The sequence below is a fragment of the Janthinobacterium rivuli genome, assembly GCF_009208735.1.
Lineage (GTDB): Bacteria > Pseudomonadota > Gammaproteobacteria > Burkholderiales > Burkholderiaceae_D > Janthinobacterium.
Map to the genome: position 1 here is coordinate 154,236 of NZ_WFLJ01000011.1, position 15,843 is coordinate 170,078.

16 protein-coding genes and 1 pseudogene are annotated in these 15,843 nt (G+C 62.4%); 16 read left to right on the forward strand and 1 reads right to left on the reverse strand.

What is annotated here, in order from left to right; all coding sequences use genetic code 11:
* The first annotated feature begins 108 nt into the window (after positions 1-108).
* From frr to GCN78_RS16595, 16 genes and pseudogenes are all read left to right on the forward strand, one after another.
* The gene (gene frr, locus GCN78_RS16520; protein ID WP_034784152.1) at positions 109-669 is read left to right on the forward strand and encodes a ribosome recycling factor; all 561 of its coding nucleotides are present in this window, start codon (positions 109-111) and stop codon (positions 667-669) included.
* 99 nt (positions 670-768) lie between these two features.
* Positions 769-1,536 (forward strand): polyprenyl diphosphate synthase, encoded by a 768-nt coding sequence (gene uppS, locus GCN78_RS16525; RefSeq protein ID WP_152252663.1) that lies wholly within the window; start codon positions 769-771, stop codon positions 1,534-1,536.
* Complete coding sequence (locus tag GCN78_RS16530) at positions 1,536-2,369, forward strand: phosphatidate cytidylyltransferase (protein ID WP_152252664.1); 834 nt, start codon at positions 1,536-1,538, stop codon at positions 2,367-2,369. Before uppS ends, GCN78_RS16530 begins: the two co-directional genes overlap by 1 nt.
* 8 nt (positions 2,370-2,377) lie before the next feature.
* Complete coding sequence (gene ispC / locus GCN78_RS16535) at positions 2,378-3,562, forward strand: 1-deoxy-D-xylulose-5-phosphate reductoisomerase (protein WP_152252665.1); 1,185 nt, start codon at positions 2,378-2,380, stop codon at positions 3,560-3,562.
* The gene (gene rseP / locus GCN78_RS16540) at positions 3,559-4,914 is read left to right on the forward strand and encodes an RIP metalloprotease RseP (RefSeq protein ID WP_152252666.1); all 1,356 of its coding nucleotides are present in this window, start codon (positions 3,559-3,561) and stop codon (positions 4,912-4,914) included. Before ispC ends, rseP begins: the two co-directional genes overlap by 4 nt.
* 83 nt (positions 4,915-4,997) lie before the next feature.
* Entirely contained in the window at positions 4,998-7,334 is a 2,337-nt protein-coding gene (gene bamA / locus GCN78_RS16545; RefSeq protein WP_152252667.1) for an outer membrane protein assembly factor BamA, read from the forward strand.
* A 51-nt stretch (positions 7,335-7,385) separates the two neighbouring features.
* Entirely contained in the window at positions 7,386-7,904 is a 519-nt protein-coding gene (locus GCN78_RS16550; protein ID WP_046684967.1) for an OmpH/Skp family outer membrane protein, read from the forward strand.
* 70 nt (positions 7,905-7,974) lie between these two features.
* Entirely contained in the window at positions 7,975-9,030 is a 1,056-nt protein-coding gene (gene lpxD, locus GCN78_RS16555) for a UDP-3-O-(3-hydroxymyristoyl)glucosamine N-acyltransferase (RefSeq protein WP_152252668.1), read from the forward strand.
* Positions 9,027-9,506, forward strand: a complete 480-nt coding sequence (gene fabZ, locus GCN78_RS16560) for a 3-hydroxyacyl-ACP dehydratase FabZ (protein ID WP_152252669.1) — start codon at positions 9,027-9,029, stop codon at positions 9,504-9,506. Before lpxD ends, fabZ (GCN78_RS16560) begins: the two co-directional genes overlap by 4 nt.
* Positions 9,507-9,617: 111 nt before the next feature.
* Positions 9,618-9,770: pseudogene (locus GCN78_RS29720) on the forward strand (UDP-3-O-(3-hydroxymyristoyl)glucosamine N-acyltransferase); the annotation flags it as partial.
* A complete protein-coding gene (gene fabZ / locus GCN78_RS16570; protein ID WP_152252670.1) occupies positions 9,767-10,261 on the forward strand; it encodes a 3-hydroxyacyl-ACP dehydratase FabZ in 495 nt (164 codons plus the stop codon). The pseudogene GCN78_RS29720 and the gene fabZ (GCN78_RS16570), both read left to right, overlap by 4 nt.
* Before the next feature lies 1 nt (position 10,262).
* Positions 10,263-11,054 (forward strand): acyl-ACP--UDP-N-acetylglucosamine O-acyltransferase, encoded by a 792-nt coding sequence (gene lpxA, locus GCN78_RS16575; protein WP_141168858.1) that lies wholly within the window; start codon positions 10,263-10,265, stop codon positions 11,052-11,054.
* Positions 11,038-12,222 carry a lipid-A-disaccharide synthase gene (gene lpxB, locus GCN78_RS16580; protein ID WP_152252671.1) on the forward strand — a complete coding sequence of 395 codons (1,185 nt, stop codon included), beginning with the start codon at positions 11,038-11,040 and terminating at the stop codon, positions 12,220-12,222. Before lpxA ends, lpxB begins: the two co-directional genes overlap by 17 nt.
* Before the next feature lie 44 nt (positions 12,223-12,266).
* A complete protein-coding gene (gene rnhB / locus GCN78_RS16585) occupies positions 12,267-12,905 on the forward strand; it encodes a ribonuclease HII (RefSeq protein WP_152252672.1) in 639 nt (212 codons plus the stop codon).
* On the forward strand, positions 12,902-13,687 hold the full coding sequence (locus GCN78_RS16590) for a TrmH family RNA methyltransferase (RefSeq protein ID WP_152252673.1): 786 nt from the start codon (positions 12,902-12,904) through the stop codon (positions 13,685-13,687). Before rnhB ends, GCN78_RS16590 begins: the two co-directional genes overlap by 4 nt.
* Before the next feature lie 11 nt (positions 13,688-13,698).
* Positions 13,699-14,901 carry an aminotransferase class V-fold PLP-dependent enzyme gene (locus GCN78_RS16595; RefSeq protein ID WP_152252674.1) on the forward strand — a complete coding sequence of 401 codons (1,203 nt, stop codon included), beginning with the start codon at positions 13,699-13,701 and terminating at the stop codon, positions 14,899-14,901.
* 44 nt (positions 14,902-14,945) lie between these two features.
* Here the strand turns inward: GCN78_RS16595 and ppsR are convergent, their stop codons facing one another.
* Positions 14,946-15,794, reverse strand: a complete 849-nt coding sequence (ppsR, locus tag GCN78_RS16600; protein WP_131686007.1) for a posphoenolpyruvate synthetase regulatory kinase/phosphorylase PpsR — start codon at positions 15,792-15,794, stop codon at positions 14,946-14,948.
* Between the last annotated feature and the right edge of the window lie 49 nt (positions 15,795-15,843).

The window sequence follows — 15,843 nt, forward strand, 5'->3', positions numbered from 1 at the left end:
TGCATGGCTGCGCCTTGCACTGAACGGTTTTCGGCACTCCCGGCTGCGGTACCATGCAAGCCGCAAGCGCAATAGAATATTCATTATTATCAAGACAAGGAGTAGGTAATGTCCTTAGCTGACGTTAAAAAGAACACCCAGGAACGCATGACGAAGTCGCTGGAAACACTGCGGGCCGATCTGGCCAAAGTGCGTACCGGCCGCGCCCATACGGGTATCCTGGACCATGTGATGGTCGATTACTACGGTTCGCCGACGGCGCTGACCCAGGTCGCCAACGTGACCCTGATCGACGCGCGCACCATCGGTGTGCAGCCGTACGAAAAGAAGATGGCCAACACCATCGAAAAAGCCATCCGCGACGCCGACCTGGGCCTGAACCCATCGGCACAGGGCGACCTGATCCGCGTTCCGACGCCGCCGCTGACGGAAGAGCGTCGCAAGGAAATGGTCAAGCTGGTCAAGAGCGAAGCGGAAGACGCGAAGATTGCCGTGCGTAACATTCGCCGCGATGCGAACGAATCGCTGAAGAAACTGGTCAAGGAAAAAGCCTGCTCCGAGGACGATGAGCGCCGCTCGTCGGAAGAAGTGCAGAAGCTGACGGACAAGTTCATCGCCGACATTGACAAGATGGTGGTCGACAAAGAAAAAGAAGTGCTGACGGTCTAGTTTTCAGTACTTTTGACGCTGCCCGGAAAAGCATGGCTTTTCCGGGCAGTGCTATTTGGCGCATAATAGCTATCTTTTATTTTTGGTATTCGTGTTTTCATGATCTATTCGAGTTCGACAACGGCAGTGCCTGAGGTGGGCACGGTGCCGCGCCACGTGGCAATCATTATGGATGGCAATGGCCGCTGGGCAACCAAGCGCTTCCTGCCTCGCGTGGCCGGCCACGTCAAGGGTGCCGAGGCCGTGCGCGGCATTGTCGAGACTTGCCTCGATCGCGGTGTCGAGTACCTGACCCTGTTTGCCTTCAGTTCGGAAAACTGGCGCCGCCCGGAAGAAGAGGTGTCGATGCTGATGCGCCTGTTCGTCACCATGCTGGAACGCGAAGTGGTCAAGATGCATGCCAATGATATCCGCCTGAAGGTCGTGGGCGACCTGTCGCGCTTCAATGAGCAGCTGCAAACCCTGATCGCCAATGCGGAGCGCAAGACGGCGAACAATTCGCGCCTGACGGTGTCCATCTGCGCCAATTATGGCGGCCGCTGGGACATCATGCAGGCAGTCAATAAAATGACGGCCGAGGCGGCAGTCGACGGCCAGAGCGCCGCGCACGCTTACACGGAAGAGCAACTGGCGCCGCACCTGGCCATGGCCTATGCGCCCGAGCCCGACCTGTTCATCCGCACGGGTGGCGAGCAACGCATTTCCAATTTCCTCCTGTGGCAACTGGCGTACACTGAGTTGTTTTTTACAGAAACTTTCTGGCCCGACTTCAATGCCGAGTGCCTCGACGCGGCAATCGCGTCTTACCAGCAGCGCGAACGGCGCTTTGGCCGTACCAGCGCGCAATTAACTGAAAAGACAAACTGATGCTGAAAACACGGATAATCACCGCCCTGGTCTTGTTGGCGGTCTTGCTGCCGGTTCTGTATCTAAATTATTTCCCCGCTTTCGCCGTGATCGCCACGGCGTTCTTCGGCGCCGCCGTCTGGGAAAGCTTCCGCATTTTCAAAAATCGCCAGGCGCTGCTGATTGCCGCCGTCTGGACTGCCGCCTTCGCGTATACGTTTTTTGTCGGTAACGGCATGGCGCAGCTCAATTTCTGGTTCGCCCTGTGCGTGGCCATCTGGCTGATCCGCTTCGTGCCTTCGCTGGCGACGGGCTTGCCACCGACCGAAGGCCTGGGCAATACCTTGCTCAGCCTGGTGTATCCGGTGACCATCGTCGGCTGCTTCGTCGCCATCATCGCCCTGTTCCTGCATAGCCCCTTGTACCTGCTGTCCGTCATGGCCCTCGTGTGGATCGCCGATATCGGCGCCTATTTCTCGGGCAAGGCTTTCGGCAAGCGCAAGCTGGCGCCAAGCATTTCTCCAGGGAAATCTTGGGAAGGCGCCATCGGTGGCGGCATCGCCGTGCTGGTCATCGCCGCCATCACCATCGTGGCCGCGCCATCGCTGCCGGTGCTGCAAGACACCTTTGCCGTGCAGCTGCAATTGCGCCGTGGCTGGCTGGTGGCCTTGCTGGTGCTGCTGCTGATCGTCGCCGCCAGCATCGTCGGCGACCTGTTCGAATCCCAATTGAAGCGCCGCGCCGGCATCAAGGACAGCAGCAACCTGCTGCCGGGCCATGGCGGCGTACTCGACCGTATCGACGCGTTGATCCCGGTCCTGCCATTTGCCGCCCTCGTGGCCAGCTGGCTTTAAGGAAACTCATGCAATACATCACCATCCTTGGCGCGACCGGCTCGATCGGCGTGTCCACCCTGGACGTGCTCGCGCGTCATCCCGAGCACTACAGCGTGTATGCGCTGAGCGCCCACAGCCGTGTGGCCGAACTGGCCGCCCAGTGCCTGCAATTCCGTCCCCAGCGCGCCGTCGTCGGCACGGCGGACGCCGCCCTTGAGCTGACGCGTTTGCTGCGCGGGCAGGGCGTCGAGACGCAGGTCGAGTACGGCGTCGAAGCCCTGTGCGCCATCGCCAGCGCACCGCAAGTGACGGGCGTGATGGCGGCCATCGTCGGCGCGGCCGGCCTGGCGCCCACCCTGGCGGCGGCACGTGCCGGCAAGAAAGTATTGCTGGCCAATAAAGAAGCGCTGGTCATGTCCGGCCAGCTGTTCATCGACGCCGTGCATGACAACGGCGCCGTGCTGTTGCCGATCGACAGCGAACACAACGCCATTTTCCAATGCCTGCCGCACGCCCATGGCCGCGCGCCAGGCGCCGCCGGCGTGGCAAAAATCGTGCTGACGGCGTCGGGCGGCCCCTTCCTCACGCGCGACGTCGAGACGCTCGACACGGTCACGCCGGACCAGGCTTGCAAGCATCCGACCTGGGCCATGGGCCGCAAGATTTCCGTCGATTCGGCCACCATGATGAACAAGGGGCTGGAAGTGATCGAGGCGCACTGGCTGTTCGGCGCGCCGGCGGAGCAGATCGAAGTGCTGATCCATCCGCAAAGCGTGATCCATTCGATGGTGTCGTATATCGACGGTTCCGTGCTGGCCCAGCTGGGCAATCCGGACATGCGCACGCCGATCGCGCATGCGCTGGCATACCCGCAGCGTATCAACTCTGGCGTGGCGCAACTGGACCTGGCGCAGGTGGCTACCTTGCAGTTCGAACGTCCCGATTTCCGCCGTTTCCCTTGCCTGGCGCTGGCCTTCGACGCCCTGCGCGCGGGCGGCACGGCGCCGGCCCTGCTGAACGCGGCCAATGAAGTGGCCGTGCAAGCCTTCCTCGACGAGCAGATCGGCTTCCGCCAGATCGACCGCGTCATCGCCCACGTGATCGAGACGGTGCCGCATGGCGCCGCTTCCAGCATCGAGGCCGTGATGGAGCAGGACCGCCTGGCCAGAGCGGCCGCGCAGGCCTACATCGCCCACAGGCTGGCCGCATGACCCTGATTACCACCTTGCTGGCGTTTATCGTCGCGCTGGGCTCGCTGATCACCCTGCACGAGCTGGGTCACTATCTGGTGGCGCGCTGGTGCGGCGTGAAAGTGCTGCGTTTCTCGATCGGCATGGGAAAAGTGGTGTATTCGCGCAAGTTCGGCAAGGACCAGACGGAATGGGCGATTTCCGCGTTGCCGCTGGGCGGCTATGTGAGCATGCTCGACAGCCGCGCGCAAGACCTCAGCGATTTGCCGGAAAGCGAATTGCGCCGCGAATTCACGCGCCAGAGCGTGTGGCGCCGCATCGCCATCGTGGCCGCCGGTCCGCTGGCCAATTTCCTCGTCGCCATCGTGCTGTACGCGGGCCTGTTCATGCACGGCATCGAAGAGCCGTCGAGCAAGCTCGGACCCGTGGCCGAGCAGACGGCCGCCTATGCGGCCGGCTTGCGCAGCGGCGATACCGTTGAGACGGTGAATGGCAAGGCCGTGGCCAGCTGGTCCGAGCTGCGCTGGGAACTGATCCAGGCCACCCTCGACAAGCAGTCGGCCCGCATCGAAGTGCGCCGGCCCGACCGCGGTCAGCAGGAAGCGACCTTGCCGACGGCCAGCCTGACGGAAGCGGACCTGGAAGGCGATGTGCTGGGCAAGCTGGGCCTGACCCTGGCCCGTTCCGCGCCCACCTTGATGGAAATCATGCCCGATGGCGCCGCCGCGCGCGCCGGCCTGCAAAAGGGCGATGAAATCCTCGCCATCGACGAACAGCCCGTGCACGACGTGGCGGCCGTCATCGCCACCCTGAGCCAGGCGCCGGGCCGGACCTTGCAATTGCAGCTGTTGCGCCAGGGCCAGGACCTGACCCTGTCCATCACGCCGGACGCCGTGCCGGGCGTAGAGGGAGCTGTAACAGTTGGTAAGATACAGGCAAAGCTGGGGCAGGTGCCGGATATGATCACCGTGGCCTCCGGACCGTTCTCTGCCGTGGGCAAGGCGTCCGCCAAGGTCTGGGATACCAGCGTCATGAGCCTGAAAATGCTGGGCAAGATGATCACCGGACAGGTTTCGCTGAAGAATGTGACGGGACCCATTACCATTGCCGATTACGCGGGCCAGACGGCGCGCATCGGCCTGGTAAGCTACCTGAGCTTCATTGCCTTCATCAGTATCAGTCTGGGCGTGATGAATTTGCTACCCATTCCTGTTCTGGATGGCGGGCATTTGCTGTATTATTCGCTGGAAGTTTTGACCGGACGCCCCTTGCCGGAGCGCGTAGGCGAGATCGCCCAGCGCCTGGGGATCGGTTTGTTGCTGACCTTGATGGTGCTTGCCGTCTTTAATGACGTGTTGCGATTGCTGAATTAGGGCGGTGGTTGATGCCATTGCGTGAGTCGCACAAGCAATCTTTTGTGTATGTTGTCCATTGATTTACCCATTGAATAACCCCAATGAAATTACATTCTGCTCGTTTTGCCTTGCCTTCCTTTCGCCGCAGCCTGATCGGCGCCGCCGTCATGGCCATCTGTTCCGGCCACGCGCTGGCCGTCCAGCCATTTACTGTCAAGGACATCCGGGTCGAAGGGATCCAGCGTACCGAAGCGGGCACCGTCTTCGCCTACCTGCCGGTGCGCGTCGGCGAGACGTTCTCCGACGAGAAGAGCGTTGCCGCCATCAAGGCCCTGTATGCGACGGGCATGTTCAAGGATGTGCGCCTGGAAGCCGATGGCGACGTGCTGGTGGTGCTGGTCGAGGAACGTCCGGCCATCGCGACCGTGGAATTTACCGGTACCAAGGAATTTGAAAAGGACGTGCTGGTCAAGGCCTTGAAGGAAATCGGCGTGGGTGAAGCCAAGATTTTCGACAAGGCGTCCGTCGACCGCGCGGAACAGGAACTCAAGCGCCAGTACCTGTCGCATGGCCTGTACGGCGTGAAGATCACCACCACCGTCACGCCGATCGAGCGCAACCGCGTCAACGTGGTGTTCGCCGTCGACGAGGGCGACGTGGCCCGCATCAAGCAGATCAACATCGTCGGCAACAAGGCTTTCACCGACAAGGAACTGCGCGAACAGCTGGCCCTGAACACGGGCGGCTGGTTCAGCTGGTACACCAAGGCCGACCAGTATTCGAAGACCAAGCTGACGGGCGACATCGAGGCGCTCAAGTCCTACTACCTGGACCGCGGCTATATCGAGATGCAGGTCGACTCGACGCAAGTGTCGATCACGCCCGATAAAAAAGACATCTACCTGACGATCAATATCACCGAAGGCGAGAAGTACAAGATCGCCGGCACCAAGTTCGAAGGCGAGATGTTTGGCCGCGAAGAGGAGCTGAAAGCCCTGAACCTGATGCGCGAAGGCGAGATCTATTCGGGCGCCCGCCTGACGGCGACGAACAAGCGCATCCAGGACCGCCTGGCCACGTTCGGCTATGCCTTTGCCAACGTCAACGCCAATCCCGAGATCAACCGCGAAAAGCATGAAGTCGGTTTCACCTTCTTCATCGATCCGGGCAAGCGCGTGTACGTGCGCCACATGAATATCGCCGGCAACACCACCACGCGCGATGAAGTCATCCGCCGCGAATTCCGCCAGTTCGAATCGTCTTGGTACGACAGCAACAAGATCAAGCTGTCGCGCGACCGCGTCGACCGCCTCGGCTACTTCAAGGACGTGACCATCGACACGCCGGAAGCGCAGGGCACGACCGACCAGGTCGACGTCAATGTGACGGTGGTGGAAAAACCGACGGGTAACTTCCTGATCGGCGGCGCCTTCTCGCAATCGGAGAAGTTCACCTTGTCGGCGTCGATTTCGCAGGCCAACTTTGCCGGTAGCGGCAACACGGTCGGCATCGAGCTCAATACCAGCCATTACAGCCGCACGATCGCGTTTTCGCAAACCAATCCGTACTACACGGACGACGGTATCTCGCGCAGCTTTGAAGTCTACCTGCGCACGACGGAACCGCCGGCACTGAACATCGGCAGCTACAAGATCAAGCAGACCGGTGGCCGCGTCAGTTTCGGCGTGCCGTTCTCGGAAGTCGACACCGTCTTCTTCGGTATCGGCGCCGAGCGTTCGCGCATCGAGACCGACATCACCAGCCCGATCCGCTTCAAGCAGTACGTGATCGACAACGGCGGCCCGTCGGACGGCATCGGTTCGGCCACCACCAATTCCATCCCGCTGACGGCTGCATGGCAGCGCGACAGCCGCGACAGCGCCCTGACGCCATCGATCGGCCGCTACCAGCGCGTCAACCTGGAGGCTGACCTGATCGGCGACCAGAAATACTTCCGTGCCATCTATGAGCACCAGTATTTCCGTCCGCTGTTCAGCAAGGTCACCCTGGCGCTGAAGGGCGAGATCGATTACGGCCATGGCATCGGCAAGCACGTGTATCCGGTCTTCAAGAACTTCTACGGCGGCGGCATCGGTTCGGTGCGCGGCTACCTGAGTTCCTCGCTGGGCGCCGTCGAACCGAGCACCAACGATGCCCTGGGCGGTGCCTCGCGCCTGATCGGTAACGCGGAACTGCAGATGCCATTCCCCGGTTCGGGCAATGACCGCAGCTTGCGCTGGTTCGGTTTCCTTGACGGCGGCCAGGTCTACCAGGAAGGCGAAAAAATGCGGATCTCGCAATTGCGCTATTCTGCTGGCTTGGGCATCAGCTGGATTTCACCGGTGGGCCCGCTCAAGCTGAGCTATGCCAAGCCGTTGAACGCCAAGCCGACGGACCGCCTGGAGCGCTTCCAGTTCCAGATGGGCACCGGTTTCTGACCGGCCATCTGAACCGGGGCGACAGCTTTTACTTTTTGACCATGGAGTATCATGAACACCGCATCCGCTACCCTGCCCAAGACCCTTGCCGTGATCGCATTGTGCTGGAGTTCGCTGTTGCCGGTGCAGGCGCAGGCTCAGGAGTCGAAGATCGCCTGGATCAGCAGCGAACGTATTTATAACGAATCGAGGCTGGCCAAGCTGGCCAGCGCCAAGCTGGCCGAAGAGTTCCGCTCGCGCGAAAAAGCCGTGCAGGAACTGGCGGCCCGTTTCAAGGTCGCCAACGAAGCCCTGGAAAAGGATATGCCGACCCTGAGCGAGGCGGAGCGCGCCAAGCGCCAGCGCGAATTTTTCGAGCTGGACAAGGAACTGCAGCGCCGCCAGCGCGAGTTCCGCGAAGATCTGAGCCAGCGCACGAACGAAGAGCGCAGCGCCATCGCGGAAAAAGCCAACACCATCATCCAGCAGATGGCGCATATCGAAGGCTATGACATCGTGCTGCAGGAAGCCCTGTGGGCCAGCCCGCGCATCGACATTACCGACAAGGTCTTGAAGGCGCTGGACAAGTAATTGAAACGGTTTTAAGCCTGCCAGTGCACGCGCTGCGTGCACTGGCAGGCGTACTTATAAAGGTAATCAGATGGGCACTCGACTAGGAGAATTGGTCGAACGCTTCGGCGGACAATTGGCGGGCGATCCCAACCTGGAAGTCACAGGCATCGCACCGTTGGCCGACGCCGGCGCTTCGCACATCAGCTTTCTCAGCAATAGCAAGTTCCGCGCGCAGGCGGCCCAGAGCGGCGCCGCCGCGCTGATCCTCACGCCGGCCGACGATGCGTTGATCGGCGACGAATACGCCGGCGCGCGCATTGTCACCCCGAATCCCTATGTGTATTTCGCGCGCGCGGCGCAGTATTTCGCCGCCCTGCACGAAATCAAGGCGCCGGTCGGCATCCACCCGGGCGCCTTTGTCGACGCCAGCGCCCAGGTGGACGCCAGCGCCTCCGTCGGCGCGCATGCGGTGATCGAAGCGGGCGCCGTGATTGGCCCAGGCTGCGTGATCGGTGCCGGCTGCGTGGTGGGACGCGACGCCGTCATTGGCGCAGGTACCCAGCTGTTCGCCAACGTGACGTTCCACGCGCGCTGCGTGATCGGCCAGCGCGGCATCATCCATTCGGGCGCCGTGATCGGCACAGACGGATTCGGCTTCGCCAACGAAGGCGGCGTGTACATCAAGATTCCCCAGACGGGCAGGGTGGTGATCGGTGACGATGTCGATATTGGCGCCAACACCACCATCGACCGCGGCGCACTGGCCGACACCATCATCGAAGATGGCGTCAAGCTCGATAACCAGATCCAGATCGGCCATAACTGCCACATCGGCGCGCACACGGCCATGGCCGGCTGCGTCGGCGTGGCCGGCAGCGCCGTCATTGGCAAGTACTGCACCTTCGGCGGCGCCGCCATGGTGCTCGGTCACCTGACCATCGCCGACCGCGTCCACGTGGGTTCGGGCAGCATGGTCTCGCGTTCGATTCTCGAAGCGGGCCAGTACACGGGGTTTTATCCGCTGGCCAAGAACGCCGACTGGGAAAAGAGCGCCGCCATCGTGCGCAACCTGTCAAGCATGCGCGAGAAGATCCGCGCGCTTGAAAAAACGATTAAGACACTGACCACGCAAGACGAAAAATGACTACTGCGAATAAGACCCTCGACATCCTGGCCATCAAATCGCTGCTGCCGCACCGCTATCCGCTGCTGCTGGTTGACCGCGTGCTGGACTGGGAAGCGAACAAGACCATCACCGCCATCAAGAACGTGACGGTCAACGAAGAGTTCTTCCAGGGCCATTTCCCGCACAAGCCGGTGATGCCCGGCGTGCTGATGATCGAAGCGCTGGCGCAGACGGCGGCCCTGCTGTCGTTCCTGACGATGGGTGTGAACCCGGATGAAAATTCGGTGGTGTACCTTGTCGGCATCGACAATACGCGCTTCAAGCGTCCCGTCGAACCGGGTGACCAATTGAAGATGGACGTGGAAATCCTGCGCGTGTCGCGCGGCCTCTGGAAATACAAGGCAGTCGGCTCGGTCGACGGCACGGTGGCGCTGGAAACGGAAATCATGTGTACCATCCGCAGCGCGCAGGATGCGAGCCAGCCAGCGGGGTAGTAATATGGCGGTCATCCACTCTACGCCAGTGATTGATCCGAAAGCTGAGCTCGGCAGCTTGGCCTAGGTGGGGCCGTACACCAATATCGGTTCGCACGTGCGTAGCGCGCGCAACCGGCCCAATACACGGGTTTTTATCCGCTGGCCAAGAACGCCGACTGGGAAAAGAGCGCCGCCATCGTGCGCAACCTGTCAAGCATGAGCGAGAAGATCCGCGCACTTGAAAAAACAATTAAAACACTGACCACGCAAGACGAAAAATGACTATTGAAAAAAAGACCCTCGACATCCTCGCCATCAAATCGCTGCTGCCGCACCGCTACCCGCTGTTGCTGGTTGACCGCGTGCTGGACTGGGAAGCGGACAAGACCATCACCGCCATCAAGAACGTGACGGTCAATGAAGAGTTCTTCCAGGGCCATTTCCCGCACAAGCCGGTCATGCCCGGCGTGCTGATGATCGAAGCGCTGGCGCAGACGGCGGCCTTGCTGTCGTTCCTGTCGATGGGCGTGAAACCGGACGAAAATTCGGTGGTGTACTTTGTCGGCATCGACAATGCGCGCTTCAAGCGTCCCGTCGAACCGGGCGACCAGCTGAAGATGGACGTGGAAATCCTGCGCGTCTCGCGCGGCATCTGGAAATACAAGGCCGTCGGTACGGTCGATGGCAAGCTGGCGGTGGAAGCGGAACTGATGTGCACGATCCGCAGCGCGCAGGATGCGAGCCAGTCTGCGAGCCAGCCAGCGGTGCAGTGATATGGCGGCCATCCACTCAACGGCAGTGATTGACCCGAAGGCCGAGCTCGACAGTTCGGTCGAGGTGGGTCCGTACACCATCATCGGTCCGCACGTGCGCATCGGCGCCGGCACCAAGGTTGGCCCGCACGTGGTCATCGACGGCCACACGACGATCGGCAGCGACAATCACCTGTTCCAGTTTTCTTCCATCGGTGCGCAGCCGCAGGACAAGAAATGGGCGGGCGAGGCGACGCGCCTGGACATCGGCGACCGCAACACCATCCGCGAATTCTGCACCTTCAACACGGGAACCGTGCAAGGTGGCGGCGTGACGCGCCTGGGCAATGACAACTGGATTTCGGCGTATGTGCACCTGGCGCACGACTGCCTGGTGGGCAACAACACGATTTTCTCGAACAACGCGCAGCTGGCCGGCCACGTGGAGATCGGCGACTGGGTCATCATGAGCGGTTTCGCCAACGTGCACCAGTTCTGCAAGATCGGCGCGCACGCCTTTGTCGGCATGAGCACCAGCCTGACGCAGGACGTGCCGCCGTTTGTCCTGTTGAACGGCAATCCGGCGCAGGCGCATGGCGTCAATATCGAGGGCTTGAAACGCCGCGGCTTTACGCGCGAGCAGATCAACGGCATCCGCGCCGCGTATAAGCTCATCTACCGCTCGGGACTGACCCTGGAAGAATCCAAGGCGGCCCTGTTCGAAGAAGAGCAGGCCTCGTCGCCCGAGGTGGCGCAACACATTCGCGCCATGCGCGAATTTTTGGGCGTGGCGTCGCGTGGCATCGTCCGCTGACCACGCCAGCGGCCTGCCGGTCGCCAACGTCGCCATCGTCGCCGGCGAGGTGTCGGGCGACCTGCTGGCCAGCCGGCTGCTGTCCGGCCTCGTGCCGCAGCTGCCCGGCACGCGCTTCCACGGCATCGGCGGCGAGCACATGGCCAAACAGGGTTTTGTGTCCGACTGGCCGCTCGACAAGCTGACCGTGCGCGGCCTGTTCGAGATCATTCCCCGCTACCGCGAGATCAAGGGCATCCAGAACGCGCTGCGCGACCAGCTGTTGGCCGAACGTCCCGCCGTCTTCATCGGCGCCGACTATCCCGGCTTCAACCTGGGGCTGGAACAGCAGCTCAAGGAAGGCGGCATCCCCACCGTGCACTACATCGGGCCGCAGATCTGGGCCTGGCGCGGTGGACGCATCAAGAAAATCATCAAGGCTGTCTCGCACATGCTGGTGATCTTCCCGTTCGAGGAAGAAATCTACCGCAAGGCGGGCGTGCCCGTCACCTATGTCGGCCATCCACTGGCCGAAATGATCCCCCTGCAGCCCGACGAGGCGGCCGCGCGCCGCACCCTGGGCTTGCCGCAAGACGCGAATGTCGTGACCCTGATGCCGGGCAGCCGCATGGGCGAACTCAAATACAATGCGGTAGCCTTTGTCGCTGCCTGCAAGCTGCTGCTGGCGCGCGACCGCTCCTTGCGTTTCGTCGCCCCCATGGCCGGCGAGAAGCAGCGCCAGTACTTCCTGCAACTGGTAGCAGAAGCTGGCCTGCAGGACGTCGAGATACTGCTCACCGATGGCGGCTCGCACACTGCCATCTGCGCCGCCGATGCGGTATTGGTGGCATCCGGCACGGCATCGCTGGAAGTGGCGCTGTACAAGAAGCCCATGGTCATCGCTTACAAGATGATGCGCGCCTCGTGGGAAATCATGCGCCACATGGGCTATCAGCCTTGGATTGGGCTGCCAAACATCCTGGCGCGCGACTACCTGGTGCCCGAGCTGCTGCAAAACGCGGCCAGCCCGCAAGCGCTGGCCGAGGCCATGTGGCAGCAGTTGAGCGATATTCCCGGTCGTCTGCGCCTGGTGCAGCGCTTCACGGACATGCACCACAGCCTGCTGCGCGACAGCGCGCGCGAAAGCGCCAACGCCGTCATGCAAGTCATCGCCGCGAACCGCAAGTAACTCCCGATCACCGCTTCAACCGCAGTACCAACCAAAGATTCAACGTGAAAAATATCTATCCCGGCCTGTTTGACGACTTGCCATTCTCGCTCGATGAAATCGTCTGCGGCGTCGACGAGGCAGGCCGCGGTCCGCTGGCCGGCCCCGTGTTCGCCGCCGCCGTGATCCTCGACCCGAACCAGCCCATCGACGGCTTGCGCGATTCGAAAAAACTCACCGAAGCCAAGCGCGACCTGCTGGCGCCGCAGATCAAGGCCAAGGCCCTGGCCTGGGCCATCGCCGAAGCGTCGGAAGAGGAAATCGACCGCCTGAACATTCTGCAGGCGTCGATGCTGGCCATGCGCCGCGCCGTCGAGGCGTTGGCCACCGTGCCGACCCTGGCCCTGATCGACGGCAACCGCTGTCCCGTGATGCCGATACGCGGCATGGCCATCATCGGCGGCGACGACAAGGTCGATTCGATATCCGCCGCCTCGATCCTGGCCAAGACGGCGCGCGACGCGGCCCTGGTGCACCTGCATGCGGCCTATCCCGAATACTGCTTCGACCAGCACAAGGGCTATGGCACCAAATTGCACCTGGAGCGCCTGCACCTGCACGGCGCCTCGCCCGTGCACCGCCGCTCGTTCGCGCCAGTGCGCAACGTGATCGCCCTGTTTGGCGGACAAGAGGTGGTGGCATGAAGACGATCACCTCGCGCGATAACGCGCAATACAAGGATCTGCTGAAACTGGCGGGCAGTTCGCAGGCGCGCCGCAAGTCGGGCCGCACCCTGCTCGACGGCGTGCACCTGTGCGTGTCCTACCTGCAGCTGCGCGGCATGCCGGAGCAGTGCATCGTCAGCGAAAGCGCCTTGCGCAATCCGGAAGTGGCGGACATCGTCGGCCAGCTGGAAAGCCAGCGCGCGCACGTACTGGGCTTGCCCGACGCGCTGTACAACGCGGTCAGCCAGGTCGAGCACGGCGTGGGCGTGATGTTCCTCATCGAGACGCCGGAACGGGCCGTCACGCAGCCGCTGAGCGTGTCGGCCGTGCTGCTCGATAACCTGCAAGACCCGGGCAACGTGGGCTCCATCCTGCGCAGCGCCGCGGCCGCCGGCATCACGCAGGTGTACTGCAGCGCCGGCACGGCATTCTGCTGGTCGCCGAAAGTGCTGCGCGCGGCGATGGGCGCGCACTTCGTGCTCGACATCTTTGAAAACGTCGACCTGGCGGCGCTGGTTGCCGACGCGAAGGTGGCGACGCTCGCCACCAGCGGCTACGCCACGCAGCAGCTGTACGATGTCGACCTGCGCCAACCGGTCGCCTGGCTGTTCGGCCATGAAGGGCAGGGCGTGGCCGACGACTTGCTGTCGATGGCGACGCACCAGGTGGTCATTCCCCACCTGGGCCAGATCGAATCGCTGAACGTGGCCGCCTGCGCCGCCGTCTGCTTCTTCGAGCAGCTGCGCCAGGGCCAGGCCTGAACAGGGTAGCCATGTCCATCCCTCCGCTGGCCGACGGCGCCGCACGTGACGAAGCCTGGTGGCGCCAGGTGGCCACCTTGTATCCCGCGCCGCCGGACGCCATCGTCAATCTCGAACATGGCTATTTCGGCGCCATGGCCGCGCCCGTGCAAGCCGCCTTCGAGCAGGCCGTGCGCTACACGAATGAACAGCTGAGTCCTTTCGTGCGCGGCGAATTCACGCGCACGCATGTGGATATCCTGCGCCAGCGCGTCGCCGCGCTGATCCAGGCGCAGCCGCACGAGATATTGCTGACCCGCAGCGGCACCGAATCCATGCAGCTGCTGATCGCGCAATACCACGGCCTGGCGCCCGGTGATACCGTGCTGTGGAGTAATCTCGACTATCCGGCCATGCGCACGGCCATGCGCTGGCTGGCGCAGCGCCGTGGCGTCACCAGCACGCAAGTTACATTGCGCCTGCCCATCAGCGATGACGAGATCGTCGCCCGTTACGCGCAAGCCATGCGCCAGGCCGTCCAGCCCAAGTTGCTGCTGCTGTCGCAGGTGACGCCGGCCAACGGCCAGCAACTGCCGGTGCGGGAGATCATGGCGCTGGCGCGCGTACACGGCATCGACGTGCTGCTCGACAGCGCCCATGCGCTGGGACAGGTCGACGTGGACGTGCAGGCCATGGGCGTCGATTTCGCCGGTTTCAATCTGCATAAATGGCTGGGGGCGCCGGCGGGACTCGGTGTCGTGTATATCCGCGCCTCGCAGCTGCACAAGATCGAGCCGCATTTGGGCGACGAGGATTATCCATTGGATGATATCCGCGGCCGCCTGCACATGGGCATGCCGCCGATCGGCGCCATCCTGGCCGCGCCTGCCGCGTTGGACTTCCATGCGCGCCTGGGCGGCACGCGGGCCAAGAGGGAGCGCCTGGCCTGGCTGCGCGACTACTGGGTCAGCCGCGCCGCGCACCTGCCCGGCGTGCGCATCTTGTCCCCGCTCGACGCCAGGCGCGGCACGGCGCTGGTGGCCTTTGCCGTCGACGGCATGGACGCACGCGCGCTGCAGCAAGCCTTGCTGCAGCGCTTTGGCATCTTCACGGTGGAGCGCAATATCGGCGATACCGACGTCGTGCGCGCCACGCTGGCCATCACGACGCAGACCAGCGAACTCGATCAGCTGGTCGCCGCGCTGACGGTGCTTTCGAGCGAAACGAACGCCTGACAAAACCGTCGCGCGCGCACGCGCAGCAGGTCTGGTCCGGTGTTCTAGTACTCGCGGCGGTTCGGCTTGATTTCCTGGAGGATCGTCGTGGAGATCTCTTCGATCGACTTGGTGGTCGACGACAGCCAGCGGATACCTTCGCGTTTCATCATCTTTTCCGCCTCGTTGACCTCGTAACGGCAGTTTTCGATGGCCGCATACTTGCTTCCGGCGCGTCTTTCGTTGCGTATTTCCGACAAACGTTCGGGCGTAATGCTTAATCCAAAAATTTTATTCTTAAATTCCAGCAGGGCCGATGGCAGCTTGTCGCGCTCGAAATCGTCGGGAATCAGCGGATAATTGGCCGCCTTGATCCCGTATTGCATGGCCAGATACAGGCTGGTCGGGGTCTTGCCAGAGCGCGAAACACCCACCAGAATGACATCGGCCGAGGACAGGTTCTTGTGCGACTGGCCATCGTCGTGCGCCAGCGAATAGTTGATCGCCTCGATGCGGTTCTTGTATTCCTCGCTGTCGACGATGTTGTGCGAGCGCCCGATGGTATGGGTCGACATCACGCCCAGTTCCTGCTCCAGCGGGGCGACGAAGGTCTGGATCAGGTCCATGTGCATGCCGCTGGACTTGCGGATCACGGCCGACAGGTCGTTCTTCACCAGGGTGGAGAAAATGATCGGGCGCTGGCCGTCGCTGGCGAAGGCTTCGTTGATCTTGCGCGCCGCCTCGTAGGCCTTGTCCATGGTGTCGATGAAGGGCAGGCGGATCTGCCGGAAGCGCAGATCGAACTGCGTCAGCACCGAGTGGCCGAAGGTCTCGGCGGTGATGCCGGTGCCGTCGGAAACGAAGAAGACGGTGCGGGCCGCGGAGGGCAGAGGAGGGCGTGGTTCTTGTGTCATGGGTTTTCGGATCAAGATTGTGCGTCGTCAATTTGCGCCGCACAAGGTA